This is a genomic window from Enterovibrio nigricans DSM 22720 (assembly GCF_900167155.1).
Lineage (GTDB): Bacteria > Pseudomonadota > Gammaproteobacteria > Enterobacterales > Vibrionaceae > Enterovibrio > Enterovibrio nigricans.
This window is the reverse complement of record NZ_FUXU01000015.1, coordinates 49958-73255: the sequence shown is the minus strand read 5'-3', so window position 1 is coordinate 73255 and position 23298 is coordinate 49958. Positions and strand designations below refer to the sequence as shown.

At 46.1% G+C, this 23298-nt stretch carries 17 protein-coding genes, 3 tRNA genes and 2 pseudogenes; 11 read left to right on the top strand and 11 right to left on the bottom strand.

What is annotated here, in order from left to right; all coding sequences use genetic code 11:
• Together B5D35_RS08100 and B5D35_RS08095 are read right to left on the bottom strand one after the other, a co-directional pair.
• The coding region (locus B5D35_RS08100; RefSeq protein ID WP_170915151.1) for a transposase at nt 1–213 on the bottom strand (213 nt) is incomplete at its 3' end.
• A gap of 64 nt (nt 214–277) precedes the next feature.
• Nucleotides 278–1033 carry a type VI secretion system ImpA family N-terminal domain-containing protein gene (locus B5D35_RS08095; RefSeq protein WP_170915150.1) on the bottom strand — a complete coding sequence of 252 codons (756 nt, stop codon included), beginning with the start codon at nt 1031–1033 and terminating at the stop codon, nt 278–280.
• Between the two features lie 820 nt (nt 1034–1853).
• Here B5D35_RS08095 and B5D35_RS08090 point away from each other — a divergent pair.
• Nucleotides 1854–2534 carry an acyltransferase gene (locus B5D35_RS08090; protein ID WP_078752076.1) on the top strand — a complete coding sequence of 227 codons (681 nt, stop codon included), beginning with the start codon at nt 1854–1856 and terminating at the stop codon, nt 2532–2534.
• 192 nt (nt 2535–2726) lie between these two features.
• On the opposite strand, the gene B5D35_RS08085 is transcribed toward B5D35_RS08090, so the two are convergent.
• The 3 genes from B5D35_RS08085 to B5D35_RS08070 all read right to left on the bottom strand — a co-directional run bounded on the left by B5D35_RS08085 (nt 2727) and on the right by B5D35_RS08070 (nt 3372).
• Nucleotides 2727–2817 (bottom strand) — tRNA-Ser (locus tag B5D35_RS08085).
• 347 nt (nt 2818–3164) lie between these two features.
• Nucleotides 3165–3241, bottom strand: a tRNA-Asp gene (locus B5D35_RS08075).
• Nucleotides 3242–3281: 40 nt separating this feature from the next.
• A tRNA-Ser gene (locus tag B5D35_RS08070) sits at nt 3282–3372 on the bottom strand.
• Nucleotides 3373–4115: 743 nt separating this feature from the next.
• Here B5D35_RS08070 and B5D35_RS08065 point away from each other — a divergent pair.
• The 6 genes and pseudogenes from B5D35_RS08065 to B5D35_RS08040 all read left to right on the top strand — a co-directional run.
• Nucleotides 4116–5069, top strand: a pseudogene (locus B5D35_RS08065) (amino acid ABC transporter substrate-binding protein); the annotation flags it as partial.
• 77 nt (nt 5070–5146) lie between these two features.
• On the top strand, nt 5147–6355 hold the full coding sequence (locus B5D35_RS08060) for an amino acid ABC transporter permease (protein ID WP_078752073.1): 1209 nt from the start codon (nt 5147–5149) through the stop codon (nt 6353–6355).
• Nucleotides 6356–6358: 3 nt separating this feature from the next.
• Nucleotides 6359–7459 (top strand): amino acid ABC transporter permease, encoded by a 1101-nt coding sequence (locus tag B5D35_RS08055; RefSeq protein ID WP_078752072.1) that lies wholly within the window; start codon nt 6359–6361, stop codon nt 7457–7459.
• Nucleotides 7460–7476: 17 nt separating this feature from the next.
• Nucleotides 7477–8229 carry an amino acid ABC transporter ATP-binding protein gene (locus B5D35_RS08050; RefSeq protein ID WP_078752071.1) on the top strand — a complete coding sequence of 251 codons (753 nt, stop codon included), beginning with the start codon at nt 7477–7479 and terminating at the stop codon, nt 8227–8229.
• 209 nt (nt 8230–8438) lie between these two features.
• Nucleotides 8439–9110, top strand: coding sequence for a Bax inhibitor-1/YccA family protein (locus B5D35_RS08045; protein WP_078752070.1), 672 nt, complete (start codon nt 8439–8441; stop codon nt 9108–9110).
• A 128-nt stretch (nt 9111–9238) separates the two neighbouring features.
• Complete coding sequence (locus B5D35_RS08040; RefSeq protein ID WP_078752069.1) at nt 9239–9568, top strand: TusE/DsrC/DsvC family sulfur relay protein; 330 nt, start codon at nt 9239–9241, stop codon at nt 9566–9568.
• Between the two features lie 57 nt (nt 9569–9625).
• On the opposite strand, the gene yccX is transcribed toward B5D35_RS08040, so the two are convergent.
• On the bottom strand, nt 9626–9898 hold the full coding sequence (yccX, locus tag B5D35_RS08035; RefSeq protein ID WP_078752068.1) for an acylphosphatase: 273 nt from the start codon (nt 9896–9898) through the stop codon (nt 9626–9628).
• A gap of 99 nt (nt 9899–9997) precedes the next feature.
• Here yccX and B5D35_RS08030 point away from each other — a divergent pair, with 99 nt between their 5' ends.
• The 3 genes from B5D35_RS08030 (at nt 9998) to B5D35_RS08020 (ending at nt 13422) form a co-directional block, all read left to right on the top strand.
• On the top strand, nt 9998–11395 hold the full coding sequence (locus B5D35_RS08030) for a methyl-accepting chemotaxis protein (RefSeq protein ID WP_078752067.1): 1398 nt from the start codon (nt 9998–10000) through the stop codon (nt 11393–11395).
• Nucleotides 11396–11530: 135 nt separating this feature from the next.
• Nucleotides 11531–12718, top strand: a complete 1188-nt coding sequence (locus B5D35_RS08025) for a class I SAM-dependent methyltransferase (protein WP_078752066.1) — start codon at nt 11531–11533, stop codon at nt 12716–12718.
• Nucleotides 12719–12771: 53 nt separating this feature from the next.
• Nucleotides 12772–13422 (top strand): YccT family protein, encoded by a 651-nt coding sequence (locus B5D35_RS08020; protein WP_078752065.1) that lies wholly within the window; start codon nt 12772–12774, stop codon nt 13420–13422.
• 40 nt (nt 13423–13462) lie between these two features.
• Here B5D35_RS08020 and B5D35_RS08015 read toward each other — a convergent pair.
• The 5 genes and pseudogenes from B5D35_RS08015 to B5D35_RS07995 all read right to left on the bottom strand — a co-directional run bounded on the left by B5D35_RS08015 (nt 13463) and on the right by B5D35_RS07995 (nt 19608).
• Nucleotides 13463–15338, bottom strand: a pseudogene (locus B5D35_RS08015) (propionyl-CoA synthetase).
• Between the two features lie 95 nt (nt 15339–15433).
• A complete protein-coding gene (locus tag B5D35_RS08010; RefSeq protein WP_078752064.1) occupies nt 15434–16885 on the bottom strand; it encodes a bifunctional 2-methylcitrate dehydratase/aconitate hydratase in 1452 nt (483 codons plus the stop codon).
• A 22-nt stretch (nt 16886–16907) separates the two neighbouring features.
• On the bottom strand, nt 16908–18044 hold the full coding sequence (prpC, locus tag B5D35_RS08005) for a bifunctional 2-methylcitrate synthase/citrate synthase (RefSeq protein ID WP_078752063.1): 1137 nt from the start codon (nt 18042–18044) through the stop codon (nt 16908–16910).
• Between the two features lie 53 nt (nt 18045–18097).
• Entirely contained in the window at nt 18098–18970 is an 873-nt protein-coding gene (prpB, locus tag B5D35_RS08000) for a methylisocitrate lyase (protein ID WP_078752062.1), read from the bottom strand.
• Complete coding sequence (locus B5D35_RS07995) at nt 18967–19608, bottom strand: GntR family transcriptional regulator (protein WP_170915153.1); 642 nt, start codon at nt 19606–19608, stop codon at nt 18967–18969. The genes prpB and B5D35_RS07995 overlap by 4 nt, the downstream gene beginning before the upstream one ends.
• A gap of 430 nt (nt 19609–20038) precedes the next feature.
• Here B5D35_RS07995 and B5D35_RS07990 point away from each other — a divergent pair, with 430 nt between their 5' ends.
• Nucleotides 20039–23200, top strand: coding sequence for a chitinase C-terminal domain-containing protein (locus B5D35_RS07990; RefSeq protein ID WP_078752060.1), 3162 nt, complete (start codon nt 20039–20041; stop codon nt 23198–23200).
• Nucleotides 23201–23298: the final 98 nt, after the last annotated feature.

Below are 23298 nucleotides of genomic sequence, written 5' to 3'. Positions count from 1 at the left end.
CGCTCTCAATGGCATAGAGAAAATGCGTTTCACCATCAGTGCGGTAGTAATGGCTAAGTCGCTGAATCGGCGAGGTCTACCACGCTTGCCTTGTTTGTTTTGTTTCCACTCAGCTATCGTTTCCTCATCAATCCAAAAGGTCAGAGAACCACGGTTGATTAAGGCTTTGTTGTACTGCTTCCAGTTAGTTGTTTTGTAACGAGGTTTAGACATGAGACTACGACGATTGATGGGTGTAGCCGATCAGATCGTAGCTTCTAGATTTAGTTCCATCGATTTAAGCAACAAAGCCCAGCGACAGTACAAATGTAAAATTAATACCTGGTAAGCCAAGTGGCTTAGTATAAGCATTCACTTTTTCAGAGATGGATAAACATGATCGACGCATTGCATCGAGGTGTTCAACGAGTAATTGGACTTGCGGTTTAGATTGTTGAATATAAGGGGCGATTTCGCTCTTTAGCTTATTTGTTTCCCCTTTTTTTTCCGCGCTTTGAAAACGGAAAAACGTGACATCGCCAATAATGGGAAACATAAGGAGAGGACCGTAAATCAAGCAGCTGTCTTCACTGTCACCGCAAATCTGGAAAAAAGCTTTAATCTTCGCTTCATACTGCTTTGTTTTGGCGTCATCATCGCTATCAGCATTGAGAGAAGCAGCGTCTATATGAGGATTTAGCAAATCCCAATGCTCATCGACCAACTCTTCCAACCATGCTGTAACATTTGCAGCGCCTTCACCTGTCTCATCCAAAACAAATTGCGCTGCAAGCATCCACCCGATCAACTCAATATCCCGACTTTGCGATTTAAATACATTCGTCAACGCGGATGAAAGCGTATTCCAATTGGAAATGTTTTCTTCAATCAGTGTTTCAAGTTCCGTTTCATCTGGATTTTGAGCAAGTTTACGCAAAGATGTCTGAGCAACGTTGAACTGATTCCGTAGCGGTCGATATTTAGACCGGTCAGCTTTAAGATAGTCGCCGCACGGTAACTTTTCCGAAATGGGTGTCGAAAGCGATGCTTTCAATTCGTCCTTGAAAAGCATGATATTTATTGATCCCTAACTTTATGTTTTTTGAACCATGCCGCTGCATCAGCTCAGAACAATTTTTTATATGACAGCTTTTTAAACCCTTATTCCAATTAAGGCCTCTCAGATCACTGATTTCTTAGCTTTCTAAAGATGGTGCATTAAAGCGTGATTGTAGAACACGACTGTATCATTTGTGAGGCGCATGTCATATTTTATTTACATATATTTCATAACCAAACAGCATTCCATTACCACAGATCCAAAAATGGCAAATCGATTACCCGGGGTCATATAAAGCCAATCTGCGATAAAAAGCTCATAACCTCTTTATTTGTATGTGTAATTTCATAGCGATAAATCGAGTGGCATCTCAAAACCCGAGTGTAACTATATGCAGCAACCAATATGGCGCTTGAATAATTGTTGGCAAATCTATAGGTCTAGATTTTAAAACAATGCCCCTCTCCTTCTTTCAACCACACGAAGCCCTTTTGTTGAGTAAAATCTCAATAACACTCGTCAAGCAATCTGATGAGCAGAGCTTCACCTGATCCAGCCGCCTGCCTTTAGCTAACTCACGTTTCGCCCTAACTCTATTGTTGGGTTTTTCAATACGTTAAATCTAAAAATCCATACCATCTGACTTCATTGTGATGCTGGCTTTTAAAAAGTGTAGACGTGTAAATACCCATACATTAGAATTGTGAGACCCATCAGAAAACGGGTATTGCTTGCGGAAAAGGAGTGGCTGCAAAATAGTTATCGCTAATTCGGTAACTGGTAGAGAAAACTTAGCTACTTGGTATTCAACTCTATGTTTTTAAAAAAACTATCAAAGGTATATCACTATATAAGGTGTATACCGAAAACGATATTTTTCAACTTCTATTACCTTCAATTTAGAAAAGCGATAAAATTCCCTATTCTTGTAAATCATAGAACTAAGTTTATTGAACTTGGCGGATGCATCTATATTTGCGACAACGCAAAATTCGGAAAAATAAAGCTTGGTTTTGGCAGGGTACAAATCACTGACAACAAATACTCTCGTTTCATTTGGAATATGAGTAAGACATCAGAAATTCATTTCGGAAATAATATAAAAATTGGCACGGGTTCGAAATTACATAATCAAGGTAAAATAACCATTGGTTCAAATGTTAATTTCTCTGGTGAAACCACTTTAGTCTGTAATAAGTCCATCACTTTTGGTGACGAGTGTTCAGTTTCATGGCATACCCTATTTATGGATACCGACCTTCATAGAATAAGCGACAGCCGTGGGGAAACCTTAAATAAAAATTGTGAAATTGTTATTGAGAACAGAGTTTGGATAGGGGCCAAAGCAACAATACTAAAAGGGACGACTGTCTCTCAAAATAGTATTATTGCCTGCAACGCCGTTGCAGTAGGAATGTATCCGTCCAACAGTATTCTTGGTGGTAATCCAGCTAGAACAATTGGTGATATGCATGGGAAGAGCTTTCATCATTGATTCTATTCATACACTCAGAGTAGGAGAATAAATGGATATTAGAGTGAAATGCTTTTAATCCATGGTTAAATATTAACGCGTAAATCATCTCGCTACGCTCGACAAATCTCTTTCGATGATATTGCCACCTATCTCACCGTGGCTTATTCCAGATACGAAAAAGCCCGCTCATTGAGCGGGCTTTTTCTGATTTGGCGGAGGGATAGGGATTTGAACCCTAGGTGCGCTATAAACGCACGCCGGTTTTCAAGACCGGTGCTTTCAACCACTCAGCCATCCCTCCGAAGAGACACGGATACTACTGATCATCAGTGACCATGTAAATAGAAAACTCTTCATCAGATTCTGTTTGCTGGCTTTTCATTCAATACCTGCCATCTGGACAGGTAAAAAGGACAGGATTCTTGCCGAAACGCCTAGTTCGGGTTGGCGCACCAGCTCGACTCAAGCCGAAGGCTCGTGAGAGTCCTACCCCCAAATTTAATGCATACAAAAAAGCCCCGCTATTTCTAGCGGGGCTTCGTTGTATTGGCGGAACGGCCGGGCTTCCGGACGCGACCAAAGTGCGAAGCACTTTCTGGGGCGCGTATAAGAAAAAAGCCTGACGCTTTCGCATCAGGCTTAAATCGTTGGCGGAGCGGACGGGACTCGAACCCGCGACCCCCGGCGTGACAGGCCGGTATTCTAACCAACTGAACTACCGCTCCAATCTCTTATCAATCAGCTCGTAAGCTCATCGATGAAAAGTGGCGGAGGGATAGGGATTTGAACCCTAGGTGCGCTATAAACGCACGCCGGTTTTCAAGACCGGTGCTTTCAACCACTCAGCCATCCCTCCGTAAGTGCGGCGAATATTAGCGACTCTCTGGAATGGTGTAAATCAATTTTTTATTCAACAACGTTCAACCGAATACATTTACAGCACTTTGCGCAAGAGTGCGTCAAACCCGTTGCGTATCGGCATACGATATCTTCAATTTGTTCCAATTCGTTTCTGCATTTTGCATAAACATCTAATCAAATCACACATAGCATTCTAGTCATTTTGAAAATAATGAAAAAATCGCTCAAAGATAATAGTTAAGCCTGATGAATGCCTGATAACAATTTATTCGACTTTGCATATGTAAAAACAATACGTTACAAACGTGCTTCAGAATGTTTTCTCGCGATAAATGTCTCATTTATTCAAAGATCATTGCCTAGGTCACACCTCAAGCCAATGCTATTTGCAGCCAATTAATCCGATTCTATACTGATGCATGTTAATTAGATGTTAACGGTGACTTTGGAATGGTTTTACGAGGTTCACTTCACTTAAGGCTGATTGCCTCTATTGAGCCTTGTCCATTAACAAGCAACCAGTAAAAACCAAAAGGATTGATAGGTATGGTTAATAAAAAGTCGACATTGGGACTTGCGGTTATTTCCGCATTGCTACTTGCAGGCTGTGATTCTGGTGGTGGCAGTGCTGAAAGTCAGAAGCAGATAGATGGCCTTAAGGATCAAGTGGCATCGCTAGAGAAGCAACTCTCAGAAACAAAAGCAGGCGCATCTCAAACCCCTACTCCTTCAGCACAAGGCGAAAGCACACTTGATAAAGTCAAAAGTGCGGGAGTCATTAGTTGTGGTGTAAGTACTGGCCTCCCAGGCTTCTCGAATCCAAATTCAAATGGCGAATGGGAAGGTATTGATGTCGAATTTTGCCAAGCAATGGCCGCAGCCGTACTAGGCGACAAGAGCAAAGTTAAGTACGTACCTTTGACGGCGAAAGAGCGTTTCACCGCACTTCAGTCAGGTGAAATCGATGTCCTATCTCGTAACACGACATGGACGTTACAACGCGACGGAACACTGGGTCTGAATTTTGTCGGTGTTAACTACTATGATGGCCAAGGTTTTATGGTTAAAAAAGACCTTGGTGTCAACAGTGCGTTGGAGCTAGATGGTGCATCCGTTTGCGTTCAATCAGGCACCACGACAGAGCTAAACCTTTCTGACTACTTCCGTTCCAATGGCATGTCATTCAAACCTGTTGTTTACGATACGTATGATGCAACAGTAAAAGGCTTCGAATCAGGTCGTTGCGATACTCTGACTACAGACCAATCTGGTCTGTACGCATCACGTATCAAACTCGCCGATCCTAACAGCGCTGTGGTACTGCCAGAAATCATTTCTAAAGAGCCTCTCGGCCCTGTTGTTCGCCAAGGTGATGACAACTGGTTCAACGTCGCAAAGTGGACATTAAATACCATGATTAACGGCGAAGAATTTGAGATCACCTCAGCAAACGTTGATGAGATGGTTAACTCTAAGGACCCTAATATCCGCCGTATTCTTGGTCAAGACGGGCCAAAAGGTAAAGGACTAGGCCTAAACGATGATTGGGGCTACCAAATCATCAAACAAGTGGGCAATTACGACGAGAGCTTCCAGCGCACAGTTGGCTCAGACTCTCCACTTAATATACAACGTGGTGTGAATGCCCTATGGACTGATGGCGGCATTCTTTATGCGCCACCTATCCGCTAAATAAGTTCGCTATCTAGCAAATGGGGGACGGTTTCCGTCCCCCTCCGCTCAACGATAAAGGATAGAGGTGCAGTTGTATGGCATCCAAAGATAATGCAATAAATTCTGAGCTATCAACACGCCCAGAAGTAAAACAGAGCCTCATCTACAATCCGACTTTCCGCTCCATCATTTTTCAGGCCGTTGCGATTATTGGATTGGTGTTTTTCGTCTTTACTATTGTCAACAATGCATTGACGAACCTAGATGCACGAGGCATTGCCACTGGCTTTGGATTTTTGTCTCAAGAAGCGGGATTTGGCATTGGTTTGACGCTCATCGAGTACGATGAAACTTTCTCTTATGGCAGAACGTTTTTTGTTGGCCTTCTGAACACCGCCTTGGTATCAGTACTTGGGATAGTTTTGGCAACCATTGTAGGTTTCTTAATCGGTATTGCTAGGCTATCTAACAACTGGCTATTAAGCCGTTTTGCTGCTGTGTACATTGAAACATTCCGAAATATTCCGCTTTTATTACAGATTTTTTTCTGGTATTTCGCCGTACTACAAGCATTACCTTCACCTAAAGAGAGCATTAGCGTTGGTGAATGGCTTTTCCTAAACGTCCGAGGTTTATATTTTACTCGTCCAGTCTTCGAAGAAGGCGCAATGCTGATAGGTATCGCACTCTTTGTTGCGCTTATTTTCAGTTTTGTGTTGTCTCGATGGGCAAAAAGAAAACAGGAACAAACAGGGCAACAAACGCCAGTCTTTACCTTATCGTTGATTGCAATTGTCGGCTTGCCGCTCATTGCTTTTTTGGTTCAGGGCATGCCTGTTTCTTTGGAGCATCCCGTTCTAAAAGGCTTCAACTTCAGGGGCGGTATTTCCATTATCCCTGAGTTAGCTGCGCTTACGCTTGCTCTATCTATCTACACCGCGTCATTCATTGCTGAAATTGTTCGTTCGGGCATCAATGCCGTGAGTCACGGCCAAACAGAAGCGGCCATGGCGTTAGGTCTCCCTCGTGCAAAAACACTGCGATTGGTCATCATCCCACAAGCGATGCGAATCATTATTCCACCGCTGACAAGCCAATATCTTAACCTGACAAAAAACTCCTCTCTAGCAATGGCCATTGGCTACCCAGATTTAGTTTCTGTGTTTGCAGGAACCACGCTAAACCAAACGGGCCAAGCTATTGAGATTATTGCTATGACAATGGCGGTTTACTTAACATTGAGTCTTCTGACGTCATTTCTGATGAACATTTACAACGCCAAAGTCGCATTGGTTGAGAGGTAGGATATGACCATACAGCATCAGTTTCAGCCTGATCTCCCACCACCACCAAATACCGTTGGGTTAATAGGCTGGTTGCGTAAAAACCTGTTCTCTAGCCCACTTAATTCGGTAATGACCATTGTACTTGCCTTCTTGGCACTAAATGGGCTCTGGTTAGTCGTTGAATGGGCATTTATCAATTCAGATTGGATTGGCTCCACAAGAGACGATTGTTCGCGAGAGGGAGCATGTTGGGTTTTCATCAACGTGCGATTTGACCAATTTATGTTCGGCTTTTACCCCCAAGAAGAACTGTGGCGACCTAAGCTCTTTTACGCTGCACTTGCCATATTCACAGGGTTATTGATCTACGAAAAAACACCGAAAAGAGGATGGATTCTACTTCTCTTCGTCGTGGTTTTTCCTCTTATGACGACCTTCCTGTTGTTTGGTGGTATGGGCGGTATTCCTAAGGTGGAAACACACCTTTGGGGTGGGCTACTTATCACAATGATCATCGCCATTGTCGGCATCGTTATTTCTTTGCCCATCGGAGTCGTATTGGCATTAGGGCGACGTTCAGACATGCCAATCATTCGCAGTCTGTGTACTGTCTACATTGAGATTTGGCGTGGCGTTCCGCTGATTACCGTGCTGTTTATGGCGTCGGTTATGCTGCCGCTCTTTATGGCGGGCGAGTCCGAGACCAATAAATTGGTTCGTGCTCTTATCGGTGTGGTGATGTTCTCCGCGGCCTATATGGCAGAAGTTGTTCGTGGTGGCTTACAAGCCATCCCAAAAGGCCAATATGAAGCAGCTGATGCACTTGGTTTAACGTATTGGAAGAAGATGAGCCTTATCATTCTTCCACAAGCACTTAAAATCACGATCCCTTCGATTGTGAACACTTTTATCGGCCTATTTAAAGACACTAGCTTAGTACTCATCATCGGTATGTTTGATGTACTTGGCATAGGGCAAGCAGCCAATACTGACCCACAGTGGTTAGGCTTCGCGACTGAGAGCTACGTGTTTGTGGCATTGGTGTTCTGGATATTCTGTTTCGGCATGTCTCGATACAGTATTTATCTGGAAAACAAACTTCACACTGGTCACAAGCGCTAAAGGACAAGGATTGTATTATGACTCAACAAGTAGACTCTCCCGTCATTCAACTGACCGATGTGAACAAATGGTATGGTCAGTTTCATGTACTGAAAAACATTAACCTTTCCGTATCTAAAGGCGAGAAAATCGTTATCTGTGGACCCTCGGGTTCAGGTAAATCAACCATGATTCGGTGTATTAACCGCCTTGAGGAGCACCAACAAGGTTCCATCATTGTGGGCGGTACAGAACTGACTGATGATTTAAAAAACATTGAATTAGTCAGAAAGGAAGTGGGGATGTGTTTCCAGCACTTCAATCTGTTCCCTCACCTTACTGTTCTGGAAAATTGCACGCTTGCACCCATTTGGGTTAAAAAAATGCCAAAGGATGAAGCCGAAAGCATCGCCATGAAATATCTGGAGCGGGTTAAAATCCCGGAACAAGCGGAAAAATTTCCGGGGCAACTTTCCGGTGGTCAACAACAACGTGTGGCTATCGCTCGCTCTCTTTGCATGAACCCAAACGTCATGCTGTTTGATGAGCCAACGTCAGCACTTGACCCTGAAATGGTGCGTGAAGTACTCGATGTAATGGTAGAACTCGCAGAAGAAGGCATGACAATGATCTGTGTCACGCACGAAATGGGCTTCGCAAAAGAAGTCGCTGATCGTGTCATTTTTATGGACGCAGGTGAAATCATTGAAGAAAATGAGCCAGAGCAATTCTTCAATAATCCTCAATCTGATCGAACACAGCTCTTCTTGAGCCAAATTCTCCACCATTGATGGTACACTTGACCGTTAATCACCGTGATTAACGGCCACTTAATATTTGTTTACAAGTTCGTTTAAAATCTCAATTCGAGATATATCAGTGTTCTCAAGGGTTAAGAGGCTTTATTATCACCTTTGCGACAATTCGTACTTGAAAAATTGTGCCACAAGCGCAATAACTGACGTATTAGAAATAAACCGTACCCTACCGGGAGAAAGATATGAACGATCGTTTCGTTTCCACTAGCCAAACGCAAGAAAGTGTACTGGCTACCAATAAAGTACTGCGTAATACCTACGCGCTGCTTTCTATGACACTTATCACTAGTGCAATTGCCGCTTTCATCGCTTTGGTTGTCGGCATTACTCCAATGATGTCCCTCGGCATGACATTGGGTGCATTAGCGATTGTTTTCTTTGTACTGCCTAAAGCGGTTAACTCCTCTTCAGGTATCGTGTGGACATTTGTGTTCACCAGCTTGATGGGTGCGTCTTTAGGTCCAACATTGGCTTACCATCTAAACCTTGCTGGCGGTCCTTCAGTGATCATGCAAGCGCTGGGTACTACTGGATTGGTATTCTTAGGTCTGTCTGCTTACGCTATTAGCAGCAAGAAAGACTTCTCTTTCATGGGTGGTTTCCTTGTCGCTGGCGTAATCGCACTGTTGGTAGCAATGATTGCCAACATCTTCCTAGCGATCCCTGCACTAAGCTTGGCAATCAGTACCATTGCTGTACTGATTTTCTCTGCGTTCATCTTGTATGACACCAGCAACATCATCAACGGTGGCGAAACTAACTATATCCGTGCAACAGTTTCTCTGTACCTGGATATCTTCAACATCTTCGTTCACCTGCTGAGCATTCTTGGTATTATGAACAGCGACGACTAATCGCGTCGAACGCTGATCTCTTGGGAGAATCAGTGAAATAAAAAGCTCCTTCGGGAGCTTTTTTTGTTTCTGCTTGAAGCAATATTGACAAGTCTATATGCTTGGCGCGTTCGAAATACGAGGTATCTATGCTGGAAATAAATGGTAAGCAGATTGAGACCGACGCTCAGGGCTATTTGAAAAACTTCGCTGATTGGCAAGAGGAACTAGTCCCACTGCTGGCAGCCGAAGAAAACATCACGTTGACTGATGCGCATTGGGAAGTCGTTTACTTTGTTCAAGACTTCTACAAAGAGTTCAACACCTCCCCTGCCGTTCGCCTCCTCGTAAAATCGATGGAGAAAAAATACGGGCCAGAGAAAGGTAACAGTCGTTACTTATATAAACTCTTCCCTAAAGGTCCAGCGAAGCAAGCGACCAAACTGGCGGGTTTGCCAAAGCCCGTTAAATGCATTTAAAAATAGTGCACATTGATGTGATCCCCAATAGATGGACAACCACTATTGGGGGTTTATTTACTGGATGGAAAAGCCGTCGATAGCTTTCCAGTCTTCTTGATGATGAACCAGCTTAGTGACACTAGCCGTCGGTGGGCCGTTCTTGAGCCACCCCAGCAACGCATCCACATTCTTTTCATCACCACACATTAACACCGTAACCGTCCCATTTTCCTCATTTTTCGCAAAGCCCGTGAGTGAAAGCCTCAACCCTTCATGCGCGGTATGAAATCTGAACCCCACTCCCTGTACTTGGCCTGAAACGGTAGCTCTTACACAAATATGTGACATTGATCTCACTCCATTAATTGGTCTTACCAGCACTCGACAGTGTAATATGCGCTCCATCAGGTTGAATCTGATTGCGCACTCGATAAGGATCTAATCAAGATGAAAGAAACGCCGTTCCGCTGGGTTGACCAATACCTCATCCGACTGAGCCTAAAACAGAAATTCTATCTCCTCTACATACTCATTTTTGCATTAACAGTCGCAACCGGTGCTATTTTCTACTCCGCAGCACAGGCCCAAGCTACTTTCATTCAAGAAAAACATAGTGCAGCTTTGAATACCTTGCTATCTCACTATGATATCAACTCGGCGGATGCGTCTCAGTTGCTTGAACAGTCAGGCCTTAACGTTGAGCAAGTAGGCCGTTCGTGGGAAACGGGGGCAACAGCAATATCAACAAAAGTGAAGTCTGATTTCTGGTCTTATATTGATGTGACATCTTGGGGATTTCTCTCCATCATGTTTTTGATTAGCGCAATGGCCCTCCACTATGTATCAAGCTTCATTGGCGGCGCTATGTACACCATGAACTATGCATTGCAACGTATGTTAGATGGTGATTTGACTAGCCGCATGAATTTTTTCCCTGTCCGAGACGAATTCAGCATTATCGCAACAACGGTTGATAACATCGCAAATCGTGAACACAGCTTAGTAAAAGCAATTAAAAGTGCTGCGGCTCTCATGGAGCAACTCTCTGGCGATCTGAGCGCTCGTGTTAAAGACAGTGAGTGTTTGTCTGCCGATCAACGTACGTATTTGGATTCGCTTGCCAGTGCTACCGAAGAAATGGCGGGGTCAATTCGAGACGTCGCTACACACGCTGAAGACACGTCAGGCGAAATCATGGCAGCGGGCGATGCATCGAAGCAAAGTCGCAATCAGGTGAATCAAACCCTTCACGCGATTCAGGCATTGAGCACAAAAATTGAAACTGCCGCACAAGCCGTTTCTGCGCTAGAGCAAAACTCAAATGAAATCGGCAGTATGGTTGCAACCATCAGTGCCATTTCGGAGCAAACCAACCTGCTCGCGTTGAATGCCGCCATTGAAGCCGCTCGTGCTGGTGAACAAGGTCGTGGTTTTGCAGTGGTTGCTGATGAAGTCCGTACTCTTGCAGGACGCACTCAAGCGGCCACGGTTGAAATTCAACGAATGATCCAAGACCTAGGTAACAATACCTCGCATCTTCGTGGTGTCATGCAAGGTACGGTCGATAATGCCGTTGCCAGCGAAACGCTGATGCAAAATATTGACGCAGAAATAACCTCCATTTCAGAGCGCAGCATACGCATCACTGACAGAAGCACTGAAATTGCCACCGCGGCTACCCAACAAGGCAGCGTTGCAAGTACCATTTCTTCTGACGTCGAACATGTTCGTCAACAGGCTTGGCAAGTAGCAGAGCTCATTCGTCAAACATCAGACAATGTAGTAGACCTGCAAAAACAATCGCGTAGCCTGACCTCTTTGGTTGACGGTCTTCGCACCGAGTAAGGTCTCTACCAAGAAAAATCGGCTGCCCTATGGCAGCCGTTTGCATTATGGGTGCGGTTCTCCGACAATACGGCACCTTTTATTGGCTTACGGCACTGTCGCCGGCAGTCAGAGATTAGAATTTAGGAATAACCAATGAATCCTTCTGTTTATTTGGTCAAAGGGCGCGAGAAGTCTCTGCGCCGTCGTCATCCTTGGGTATTCTCTCGCGGGATCCAGCGTATTGAAGGAAAGCCTTCTCTCGGACAAACCGTTGACGTCTATGATCATCAAGGCCAATGGTTGGCGCGAGGCGCGTTTTCTCCTAATTCACAAATTCGAGTGCGTGTTTGGACGTTTGAGCAAGAAGAAATCAATGTGGATTTCTTCAAAAAACGACTACAGAATGCCCAAGGTTTACGCGACGTTCTTGCCGCTCGCGACGGTTTAACGGGTTACCGACTCATTGCAGCAGAATCTGATGGTCTACCGGGCATTACTATCGACCGTTATGAAAACTTTTTGGTTTGCCAACTGCTGAGTGCTGGTGCTGAGGCGCAGATGAAAAATCTGGTTGATGCCATGATTGAGCTGTACCCAGAATGCAGCATCTACGAGCGTTCAGATGTATCTGTACGTAAAAAGGAAGGCCTGAAAGAGCGCACAGGTGTTCTACATGGTGACATGCCACCAGCGTCGGTTGTAATTGAAGAAAACGGCGTGAAAATCAGTGTTGATATTACGGGTGGCCACAAGACGGGTTTCTACCTTGATCAACGTGATAGCCGTGAAGCTGCCGTAAAATATGTCAACGGTAAACGTGTTCTAAACTGCTTCTGCTACACCGGTGGTTTTGGCCTGTACTCACTGAAAGGCAATGCTGCTGAAGTGATTAACGTTGATGTGTCTCAACCTGCACTGGATATCGCGAAATCCAACGCTGAATTGAATGGCTTCGATACCTCCAAAGCACAATTCGTGAATGCTGATGTATTCAAATTGCTACGTGAATACCGTGACAGTGGTGAACTGTTTGACGTTGTCATCATGGATCCACCTAAGTTTGCTGAATCTAAGGCACAGTTGACAGGCGCATGCCGCGGCTATAAAGACATCAACATGCTGGCGATGCAAATTCTGAAACCTGGTGGCACGCTACTTAGCTATTCTTGCTCAGGCTTGATGGACAATTCACTTTTCCAGAAAATCATTGCAGATGCAGCACTTGATGCACACCGTGAAGTGCAATTCATTGAACGTTTTGAACAAGCGGCAGATCATCCAGTAGACAGTGCCTACCCAGAAGGTTTCTACCTGAAAGGCTTCGCTTGCTACGTTAAATAGAAATAACTGCCCAGTTTAACTGGGCAGCATTCCAATACAATTAAGGGATTAAAATGAGAATTAAGCTGTTTCTCGCTTCCGTTCTTTCTGGCGTACTGCCTTTTGCAGCGCATGCTGACGTAACACTTCACCTGAACCACGGCATTGAGTTACTAGCCTTTAATGGCCAAGAATATCAATCAAAAATGTTCGATAATGACAATCACGTAGTTTTAACAGACGGCACCCAACAATTGGCGTTCCGTTCTATTGCTAGCTTTGAAAAAGGCAAAGATGTCTCTTTCCAAAAATCGGATGTTATCGTTGTGAAATTCGATGCGTCAGGTAAAGATGTCTATCTGGATCTGCCGGAATTTAAGAGTAAACGCGAAGCAGTAGCGTTTAATAAAAATCCAAACTTCCAAATACTTGATGGCGATAAAAATGCCATTGCATTTGAGCAAGGTAAGCTAATTAAAAGTGGCTTCCAATTAAGTCGTGATTATCTGGCAGAGCTGCAACGCTATAACGAAACTGACCAGCCAGCTTCACTTCAGCTGATTGCAGTTTATGAAACAAAACCTAAACATGAACCACGCAGTAGTACCGTAGTTGTAAATGAAACAAGCATTACCAATGAAGTTGAATACCAGCTTCACTACTGGTACGAAAAAGCTGACGAAGCAACCAAGGAAAAGTTCAAAGCCTTTGTTAACGCTGGCTAGTTAAAATGGCCGCTGCGTGACAGCGGCTTTATTTTTGTTTTTAGCCAATGGCGTTGCTGACATCTTTCAAGCTGGTTGGGTCGTCAATTGTCGACGGTATGGTATAGCTCTCACCGTCAGCAATCTGCCGGATTATGCGCCTTAAAATTTTTCCAGAACGCGTTTTTGGCAGTCTGTCGACAATCACTGCTCGATGAAAACAAGCCACCGGACCAATCTCATCACGCACTTTCTGAACCAGTGCTTTTTCTATGTCACCATCGATAGAAAAATAGCCATCCTTGAGAACCACCAGTCCAAGCGGAACCTGCCCTTTAAGTTCGTCGTACGCACCTACAACCGCGCATTCCGCTACGGCCTCATGACCCCCGAGAATTTCTTCCATTTCTCCCGTTGACAGTCGATGCCCAGAGACGTTAATCACATCATCTATACGCCCCATCACAAAGAGAAACCCATCTGCATCCATGTATCCACCATCCCCAGAGACGTAATAGCCTGGGAATTGGGAAAGATAGCCGGAATCAAATCGGTCGTGATTACGCCATACTGTTGTCAGACAACTCGGTGGCATAGGCCGCTTAACAGCAATAAACCCTTGCTCAAGAGGCGCGCACTCTTGCCCCGTTTCATTGAGGATCGTTACCTCGAAACCGGGGGAGGGCTTAGTAGCAGAACCCGGTTTCGTCACAAAACATTCAAGCCCAAGAGGGTTGGTCGCAATTGCCCAGCCAGTTTCGGTTTGCCACCAATGATCTACAACTGGCTTTCCAGTGTGAAGCTCCACCCATTCCAATGTTGGAGGATCTAACCGCTCCCCCGCCATAAAAATGGCTCTTAAGGTCTTCATTGAATACTTCTGGATTTCTTTCCCGTCAGGGTCTTCTTTTTTTATTGCACGAAAAGCCGTTGGCGCAGAGAACAAAACAGAAACGCCATAATCTTCACACACCCGCCAAAAAGCGCCGGAATCGGGTGTTCTAACTGGTTTACCTTCAAACAATATTGTCGTACATCCGTGAATAAGCGGCGCGTAAACAATGTAGGAATGTCCTACCACCCACCCCACATCCGATGCGGCCCAATACACCTCGCCAGCAGTGACGTTGTAGACCGTCGACATGCTGTACTTCATTGCGACTGCGTGGCCACCGTTATCGCGGACAACACCTTTTGGCTTCCCCGTAGTGCCCGAGGTATACAAGATATAGAGCGGATCCGTCGCCTTCACAGGAACGCAATCATGCGCCACGGCTTTATCAAACAAAGTTGCCCAATCTGCATCACGCTTTTGATCCAGCGAGGCTTGCACTTCTGGTCTTTGATAAACAACCACGTGTTCTGGCTTCCAGCGGCTGTCCATAATGGCTTTATCGACCATGGGTTTATAAGGGATGACCTTGGACACCTCTATGCCACAAGACGCGGTTGACAATACTTTTGGTTCAGCATCTTCAATTCTGACTGCAAGCTCATTCGGGGCAAATCCACCGAATACAACGGAATGAATTGCTCCTAATCTGGCACAGGCCAACATCGCAAACACAGCCTGAGGGATCATTGGCATATAAATAATGACACTATCCCCTTTGGTTACGCCAAGTGCAGAGAGCATACCTGCACATTTTGCGACTTGATCTCGCAATACACGATAGCTGTACTGTACTTTTTTTCCCAGTCACTGGCGAGTCGTAAATCAACGCCGTTTGATCGCCTCGTCCATTTTGAACATGAAAATCTAACGCTAGATACGAAGTATTAAGTTCACCATCTGGGAACCAACGCTCTATGCCATTTTCATCTTTGTGAATAGCTGTTTGGGGAGGAGTAAACCATTCAATCTGCGTCGACTGCTCTAGCCAAAAAGCAGCGGGGTCTGAAACCGATTGGTTGAACGTATTTTGGTAGGACGACATTGTCTCGCTCCTTGCCACGTTTTACGCGGAGTCGTTCGCTGAATCCTGTCGAAATAGACGCCCTGACGGCGACGTTTGCCGTCAGAGCATTGAGGTTAGTTAATCGAAAACATTTCCATAAAAGTATTAACGGGTGTCTTCATCAACACTGTCTGATCACTGCAAAGGGCAATGATTTTTTCTGCTTGTCCCGCAGGGAATCGCGTGAGCAAGTTGCGTTTAAACTTCGTCTCTAGAACCGGAATGCCCTCTTCACGGCGACGTCGATGCCCAATCGGATATTCAATCTCGACTTTCTCCGTAGACGAACCGTCTTTGAAGAACACTTGAATCGCATTCGCTATCGAGCGCTTATCCGCATCGAGGTATTCTTGGGTATACCGCGCATCTTCTTTGATCACCATTTTGTCTCGCAGAGCATCAATGCGTGGGTCGTTACGGTGGACGTCATCTTCGTAGTGCTCCGCAACCAGATCACCGTGGATCAGAGGGATCGCAATCATGTACTGCAAACAGTGGTCGCGATCAGCTGGGTTCGCTAAATTACCGACTTTAGAAATGATACGAATCGCTGATTCATGTGTCGTGACCTCTATGCGGTCAATCTCGTCCAACCTATCCAATACAAGAGGATGGAGCTTAACCGCACATTCCACCGCCGTTTGCGCGTGAAACTCTGCGGGGAAGGAGATTTTGAATAACACATTTTCCATCACGTACGAATCGAACGGCTGATTCACTTTGAAGGTCTCACCTTTAAATAGAACATCGTAGAAGCCCCACTTCTCGGCCGTCAGCACAGACGGTAATCCCATTTCTCCTTTCATGGTAATCATGGCTAAACGAACAGCGCGAGATGTTGCATCACCCGCAGCCCAAGATTTTCTAGAACCTGCATTTGGTGCGTGGCGATAGGTGCGAAGTGCGCAGCCATCTACCCATGCTTGAGACAGCGCATCAATCACCTGATCGCGCGAGCCACCAAGCATACGCGTTACCACCCCTGTGGACGCAACACGTACCAAAAGCACATGATCAAGACCGACGCGGTTATAGCTATTTTCCAGTGCCAGAACGCCTTGGATCTCATGCGCTTTGATCATTGCCGTCAGTACGACTTCCATCGTCAAAGGCGACTTTCCTTCACTGACCGCCACTCGACTTAGGTAATCTGCGACAGCCAAGATGCCCCCTAAATTGTCAGAAGGGTGACCCCACTCTGCGGCTAACCAAGTGTCGTTGAAATCTAGCCAACGGATCATACAGCCAATATTGAACGCTGCTGTAATCGGGTCTAACTCATGGGAGGTACCCGGTACTCGCGCCCCATGTCTGACGGTTGTTCCCGGCACCAGCGGCCCCATGTGTTTGGTACACTCAGGAAAACGGAGAGCCAGTAAGCCGCACCCCAACGTATCCATCAGACAATTCCTCGCCGTGTTGTAGGCTTCTGCTGATGTGATCTCTTTATCACACACATAGTCGGCGATGGTTTGCAGCAGTTCATCTGGCGCAGGTCGCTGGTTAAAATCAACGTTCTGTGACATTTTCTATCCTTCCCTGAGTCAATTAGTTTCGTTTTTCAATCGGTAGCCAATCTTGGTGATCGGGTCCGGTATAGTCCGCACTAGGGCGAATAATGCGGTTGTTTTCGCGTTGTTCGAATATATGGGCGCACCAGCCTGTCACGCGACTCATCACAAATATTGGGGTAAACAATTTGGTGGGTATTCCCATAAAGTGATACGCCGACGCATGATAGAAATCCGCATTCGGGAACAAGTCTTTCTCACGCTTCATCACCCATTCCACGCGCTCTGATACGGCGTAAAGCAGCTTTTCGTCATCCGATTCTGCCAGCGCCTTTGACCATGCTTTGATCAAGGTATTTCGAGGGTCTGATTCTCTGTATATCGCATGACCAAACCCCATCACTTTTTCCTTTTCCGCCAACATCGCCATCAAGGCCGATTCTGCCTCGTCTGGTGTTTGCCAGTTTTCAATCATCGCCATTGCAGCTTCATTCGCCCCACCATGGAGCGGGCCTCGCAATGTACCGATGGCAGCAGTCACGCAAGAGTGAAGATCAGAGAGTGTTGACGCACACACTCTGGCTGCAAACGTAGAAGCATTGAATTCATGCTCGGCATAGAGCACCAAAGAACAGTGCATCACGCGCGTATGAAGGTCAGAAGGTGAATGGTCGAACAGCATATCGAGAAAATACCCGCCGATACTGCTTTCCTTACTGTCAGCAGTATCAATACGAACGCCTTCGTGGGAGAAGCGATACCAATAGGAAATGATAGCAGGCAGGTGCGCCAGCAAGGTGTCCGTTTTATCTTCTTGCTCAGCGAAATCGGTTTCAGTATCAAGGTTACCCAACATTGAGCAGCCTGTTCGCATGACATCCATCGGGTGTGCATCGGCAGGGATCCGCTCTAAAACTTCACACAGCGGTGCAGGAAGGCCGCGTTTATTAACAAGAAGTGCTTTGTAAGCATCAAGCTCAGACTGATTGGGTAGCTTGCCTTTTAGGAGTAAATAGGCGACTTCCTCAAACTCTGCGTGATTCGCCAAGTCGGTAATATCATAACCTCGATAAGTCAGTCCGGTACCCGATTTACCTACTGTGCATAACGCTGTACTGCCTGCACTTTGACCTCGTAGCCCTTCACCACCAAGCGGTTTGTTTCTGTCTGGCATGGTTCGCTCCTTCTCGTTAATGACTTCCTTTCGATAACGCGTCCTTTCAAAAATCAGTTGTTTTCACTAAACAGCTGATCGAGTTTCTGCTCGTAGTCGTGATAACCAAGATAGTGGTATAACTCTTCGCGTGTTTGCATCGTCGCAACCACACTTCGCTGATGCCCTTCGGTTTTAACTTGCTCATAAACATTGAGCGCAGCCTGATTCATCGCTCTAAATGCCGACAGTGGATACAGAACCATCGATACCCCCACCTCACCCAGTTCAGAAACGGAGAACAGCGGTGTCTGGCCAAATTCAGTGATGTTCGCCAAAACGGGCACATCGAGTGCGTTTGTAAATTGCTGATACTGTGCGAGTGTGTTTATCGCTTCGGGGAAAATCATGTCTGCACCCGCTTCTACACAAGCAAGAGCCCGCTCTATCGCTGCATCCATTCCTTCGACAGCCAGTGCATCAGTGCGAGCCATAATGACAAAGTCACTATCGTGCTTTGCATCCACCGCTGCTTTCACCCTATCAACCATTTCGCCTTGGCTGACAATGGCTTTGTTAGGACGATGACCACACCGTTTCTGAGCGACCTGATCTTCAATATGAACCGCTGCCACACCTGCACGTTCCATCTCTTTCACGGTACGCGCAATGTTGAATGCACCGCCAAATCCAGTATCAATATCAACGAGTAAAGGCAAATTCGAAGCAGCGGTGATTCGCCTTGCATCTTCCAAAACATCATTCAACGAGGTCATGCCAAGATCTGGCAAACCAAATGATGCGTTCGCGACCCCGCCGCCTGACAAGTAAATTGCATGATGACCCACTTGCTCTGCCATCATTGCGGTGTACGCATTAATGGTTCCCATTACTTGTAAAGGTTTATGACTATTAACGGCTTCTCGAAATTGTTTCCCTGCACTCATGACGCCATCTCCTTATGATCTTTCAGCCTCTCAGCGGCTAACTGTCCACTCCGACGGATATGTCTACGCATCAACATCTCCGCTAACTCTGCATCACGATCTTCCAATGCGGTTAGAATCTGAAAATGCTCGTTCAATGCCCTTTCTGGTCGAGATTGCGTACGTGTCGATTGCTTTCGATACATCCGAACTAAGTGGTAGAGCTCGTCACAAAGCAATCCAATCAACTTACTGTTTCTGCTTGCTTGAATGATGCGATAGTGAAAGTCAAAATCGCCTTGTTGGTGGAAATAGGTCGCACCATCCACGTCATCTATATGTTGCTGATGACGGATCAATAGCCCCCTTAATCCTTCCAACTCTCGCTCAGAAATATAAATGCACGCCTGCCTGATAGCCATGCCTTCCAACGCCTCACGCACAGCGTAAATTTCTGATAACTGCGCCTCGCTCATGGTAATGACTCTTGCCCCAACATGCGGGATCCGCTCTATCAATCCCATCGCTTCGACACGCATCATCGCCTCCCGCAGAGGACCTCGACTCACGTTAAGCTCACGAGATAATTCGGGTTCCGAAATTTTTGAGCCCGAGGGGAATTTCCCTGAAACAATGGCTTCTATCAGCCACTCCGTCATTCCCTCGGACTTAGTCACATCCTTCAACGTAAACACCCTCTATAAATCACAACAATTTGCTAACTGCTCTCGCAAATATTCATTTATTGTCGACAATTTAATCATCAATGAATAAGTTATAGCCTATAAAACGATAGATACACAGATAATTGTCAACAATTCATACTAGACATTAGTCTACATTCCATTAACATCACGCCCGTGCATGACGCACAATTTGTCATGTCATCTTAAAAACTCATGCAGTTGAAACTGTGAATCGCTACTAGAACGAGCAAGATTTTATCGTCTGTTACTGACTACAGATCTAACTCTGACGAAATGAGCAATGTTTCCTCACCAGAACTCATCTACTTTATTTATTACGCAATTTAAGTTGCGTTAATTATATATAAATCAATAACTAAAAATTTTTCTCGAGGGATTCACAATGGATGTTACACGCTCTAGCAAAGGGTTCACGCTGTCGGCAGTTGCCGTCGCGTGTATGTTTGCTTTCAACGCGCAGGCAGCAACCGACTGTTCGACTATCGAACAATGGTCTGCTGACCAAGCCTATGGCGGTGGCTCGACCGTCCAACATGAAGATAAAGTGTACAAGGCGAATTGGTGGACAATGGGTAACAACCCAGCAACATCATCTGGCCAATATCAAGAATGGAAGTTCATTGATCAGTGTGACACTGGCACTGTCGAGCCACCTCCCAATGAAGCCCCTACTGTTTCGCTAGATTCTCCAACTTCCGCCGACAAAATTACAGATGGTGACGTTGTCACGCTAACCGCAACAGCTGCAGATGTTGACGGTACGGTTGCAAGTGTTGAGTTCTTCGTAAACGGCGTTTCTGTCGGCGTTGATAAGACATCGCCTTACTCAGTAAGCTGGAACGCGACCGAAGGCAATCACACGCTTTCTTCTAAAGCGACCGACGACAAAGGTGCGGTAACAGAAAGTGCCGCGATAAGTGTATCTGTGCAAACGGGTACCGTTGTGCCTGGCAACGAGCCTCCTACTGTTTCTGTCAATGCTTCCGCTATGGCCGTTGACCAAGGCGCCACTGTCACCCTGACAGCAGATGCCGCTGACACTGACGGAACCATTGCTAAAGTAGAATTCTATGCCGCAGGGAAAGTGGTTGGTTCAGCAACCTCATCACCCTATAGTGTGGATTGGGTTGCAAACACTGCTGGCAATGTATCGGTCTATGCCAAAGCAACTGACAATGACGGTGCCGCGACTGATTCCTCGCTTATTACTGTCAATGTTACCGGACTTCCAACCGTTTCAAACTGTCGTCCTGATGGCCTTTATCAGACAACGGGTGTGAATGTCCCTTACTGTACAATTTATGATGCAGATGGTCGCGAGCTAATGGGTGCTGACCACCCTCGCCGTATCATCGGCTACTTCACAAGTTGGCGCTCGGGCGATGACCCGCAAGCCGCCTACCTCGTAAAAGACATCCCTTGGGAAGAACTGACCCACATCAACTACGCCTTCGTAAGCATTGGCTCTGATGGCAAAGTGAACGTCGGTGATGTGAATGATCCTACCAATGTCGCCGTAAACAAAGAATGGCCAGGCGTTGAAGTTGACCCAGCACTGGGCTTTAAAGGTCACTTCGGTGCGCTCGCTACCTATAAGAAAAAGCACGACGTTAAAACGCTTATCTCAATCGGTGGTTGGGCAGAAACAGGTGGTCACTTCGGCACAGACGGAATACGTGTTGCTGACGGCGGTTTCTACACCATGACCACGAATGCTGACGGTTCCATCAACCACGCTGGTATCCAGAAATTTGCAGATTCAGCCGTTGAAATGATGCGTCAGTACAAGTTCGATGGTCTGGATATCGATTACGAATACCCAACATCAATGGCGGGTGCGGGCAACCCAGACGATAAAGCGTTTATGGAGCCTCGCCGTGCGTATCTTTGGGCCTCTTATCAAGAGTTGATGAAAGTCCTGCGTGAAAAAGTGGACCGTGCTTCTGAGCAAGATGGCATTCACTACATGCTGACTATCGCTGCGCCATCTTCAGGCTACTTGCTACGTGGGATGGAAACCTTTGATGTCACTAAGTATCTTGATTACGTCAATATCATGTCTTATGACCTACACGGCGCATGGAACGATCACGTTGGTCACAATGCTGCCCTGTATGACACAGGTAAAGATTCTGAGTTAGCTGCATGGAACGTCTATGGCACCAGCCAATACGGCGGTATCGGTTATTTGAATACTGATTGGGCTTACCACTACTTCCGTGGTTCAATGCCTGCGGGCCGTATCAACATTGGTGTTCCTTATTACACCCGTGGTTGGCAGGGCGTAACGGGCGGAGATAATGGCCTTTGGGGTAGAGCCGCTCTTCCAAACCAGGCTGAATGTGCACCTGGTACTGGCGAAGGTGAGAAGAATAACTGTGGGAATGGTGCCGTAGGTATCGACAACATGTGGCATGACAAAAATGCCCGTGGTGAAGAAATGGGCGCAGGCTCTAACCCTATGTGGCATGCTAAGAACCTCGAAAACGGCGTCTTTGGTAGCTATGCATCTGCATATCAACTAGACCCAGCGACTAACCCAGCTCACGTTCTGAGTGGCAGCTATGCACGTAATTACGACAGTGTGGCAGTCGCCCCTTGGTTGTGGAACGCTGAGAAGAGCGTCTTCTTGTCTACCGAAGATGTAGCATCAGTTTCTGTGAAATCAGATTACGTCATCGACAAAGGTATCGGCGGTATCATGTTCTGGGAACTGGCCGGTGACTATAACTGTTACGTCTTTGACGCAAGCGGTAACCGTACCAACACGATCGACAAAACCGAAAATGCGTGTGCTACTGGCAACGGTGAATTCCATATGGGTAATAGCATGACTAAAGCGATCTACGACAAGTTCGCTGCAGCCACACCTTATGGCAACAAGGTTTCTGACACCGCTATGCCTACTGAAGCCGTCGATATCGCAGTGTCTGTCGGTGGATTTAAAGTGGGTGATCAGAACTACCCGATCAATCCAAAACTTACCTTCACCAACAACACAGGTACAGCACTACCTGGAGGAACTGAATTCCAGTTCGACATTCCAACCTCTGCACCTGACAACGCGAAAGATCAATCTGGTGGTGGCCTGAGCGTAATTTCTTCTGGTCACACGAAAGCCAACAACATTGGTGGTTTGGAAGGCAACATGCACCGCGTGTCCTTCTCTCTCCCTAGTTGGAAATCACTGGCAGCAGGCGCAACATATGAGCTGGATATGGTGTACTACCTACCAATTTCTGGCCCTGCAAATTACACCGTGAACATCAACGGTGTTGAGTATGCCTTCGCGTTTGAATATGCCGACCTGCCATTGGCAGACCTGAGCGGTGGCGGTACTGACCCAGGTAACCCAGACCCAGGTACGTGTGACACCGCAGGCCTAAGTGTCTACCCTGACTTCCCGCAGAAAGACTGGGCAGGAAACCCAAGTCACGCCAATTCCGGTGACAAAGTGGTACACGAAGGTGCTATCTACCAAGCAAACTGGTGGACAGCTTCTGTTCCAGGCAGCGACGGTAGCTGGAGTAAAGTGTGTGGTTAATTACCACTAAAACAACGCATTAAATAAATTCAAACCGGCCTTTTTGGCCGGTTTTTCTTTTCTTCATCATTCCTATCCCCCCTATTATTTTGCAAATG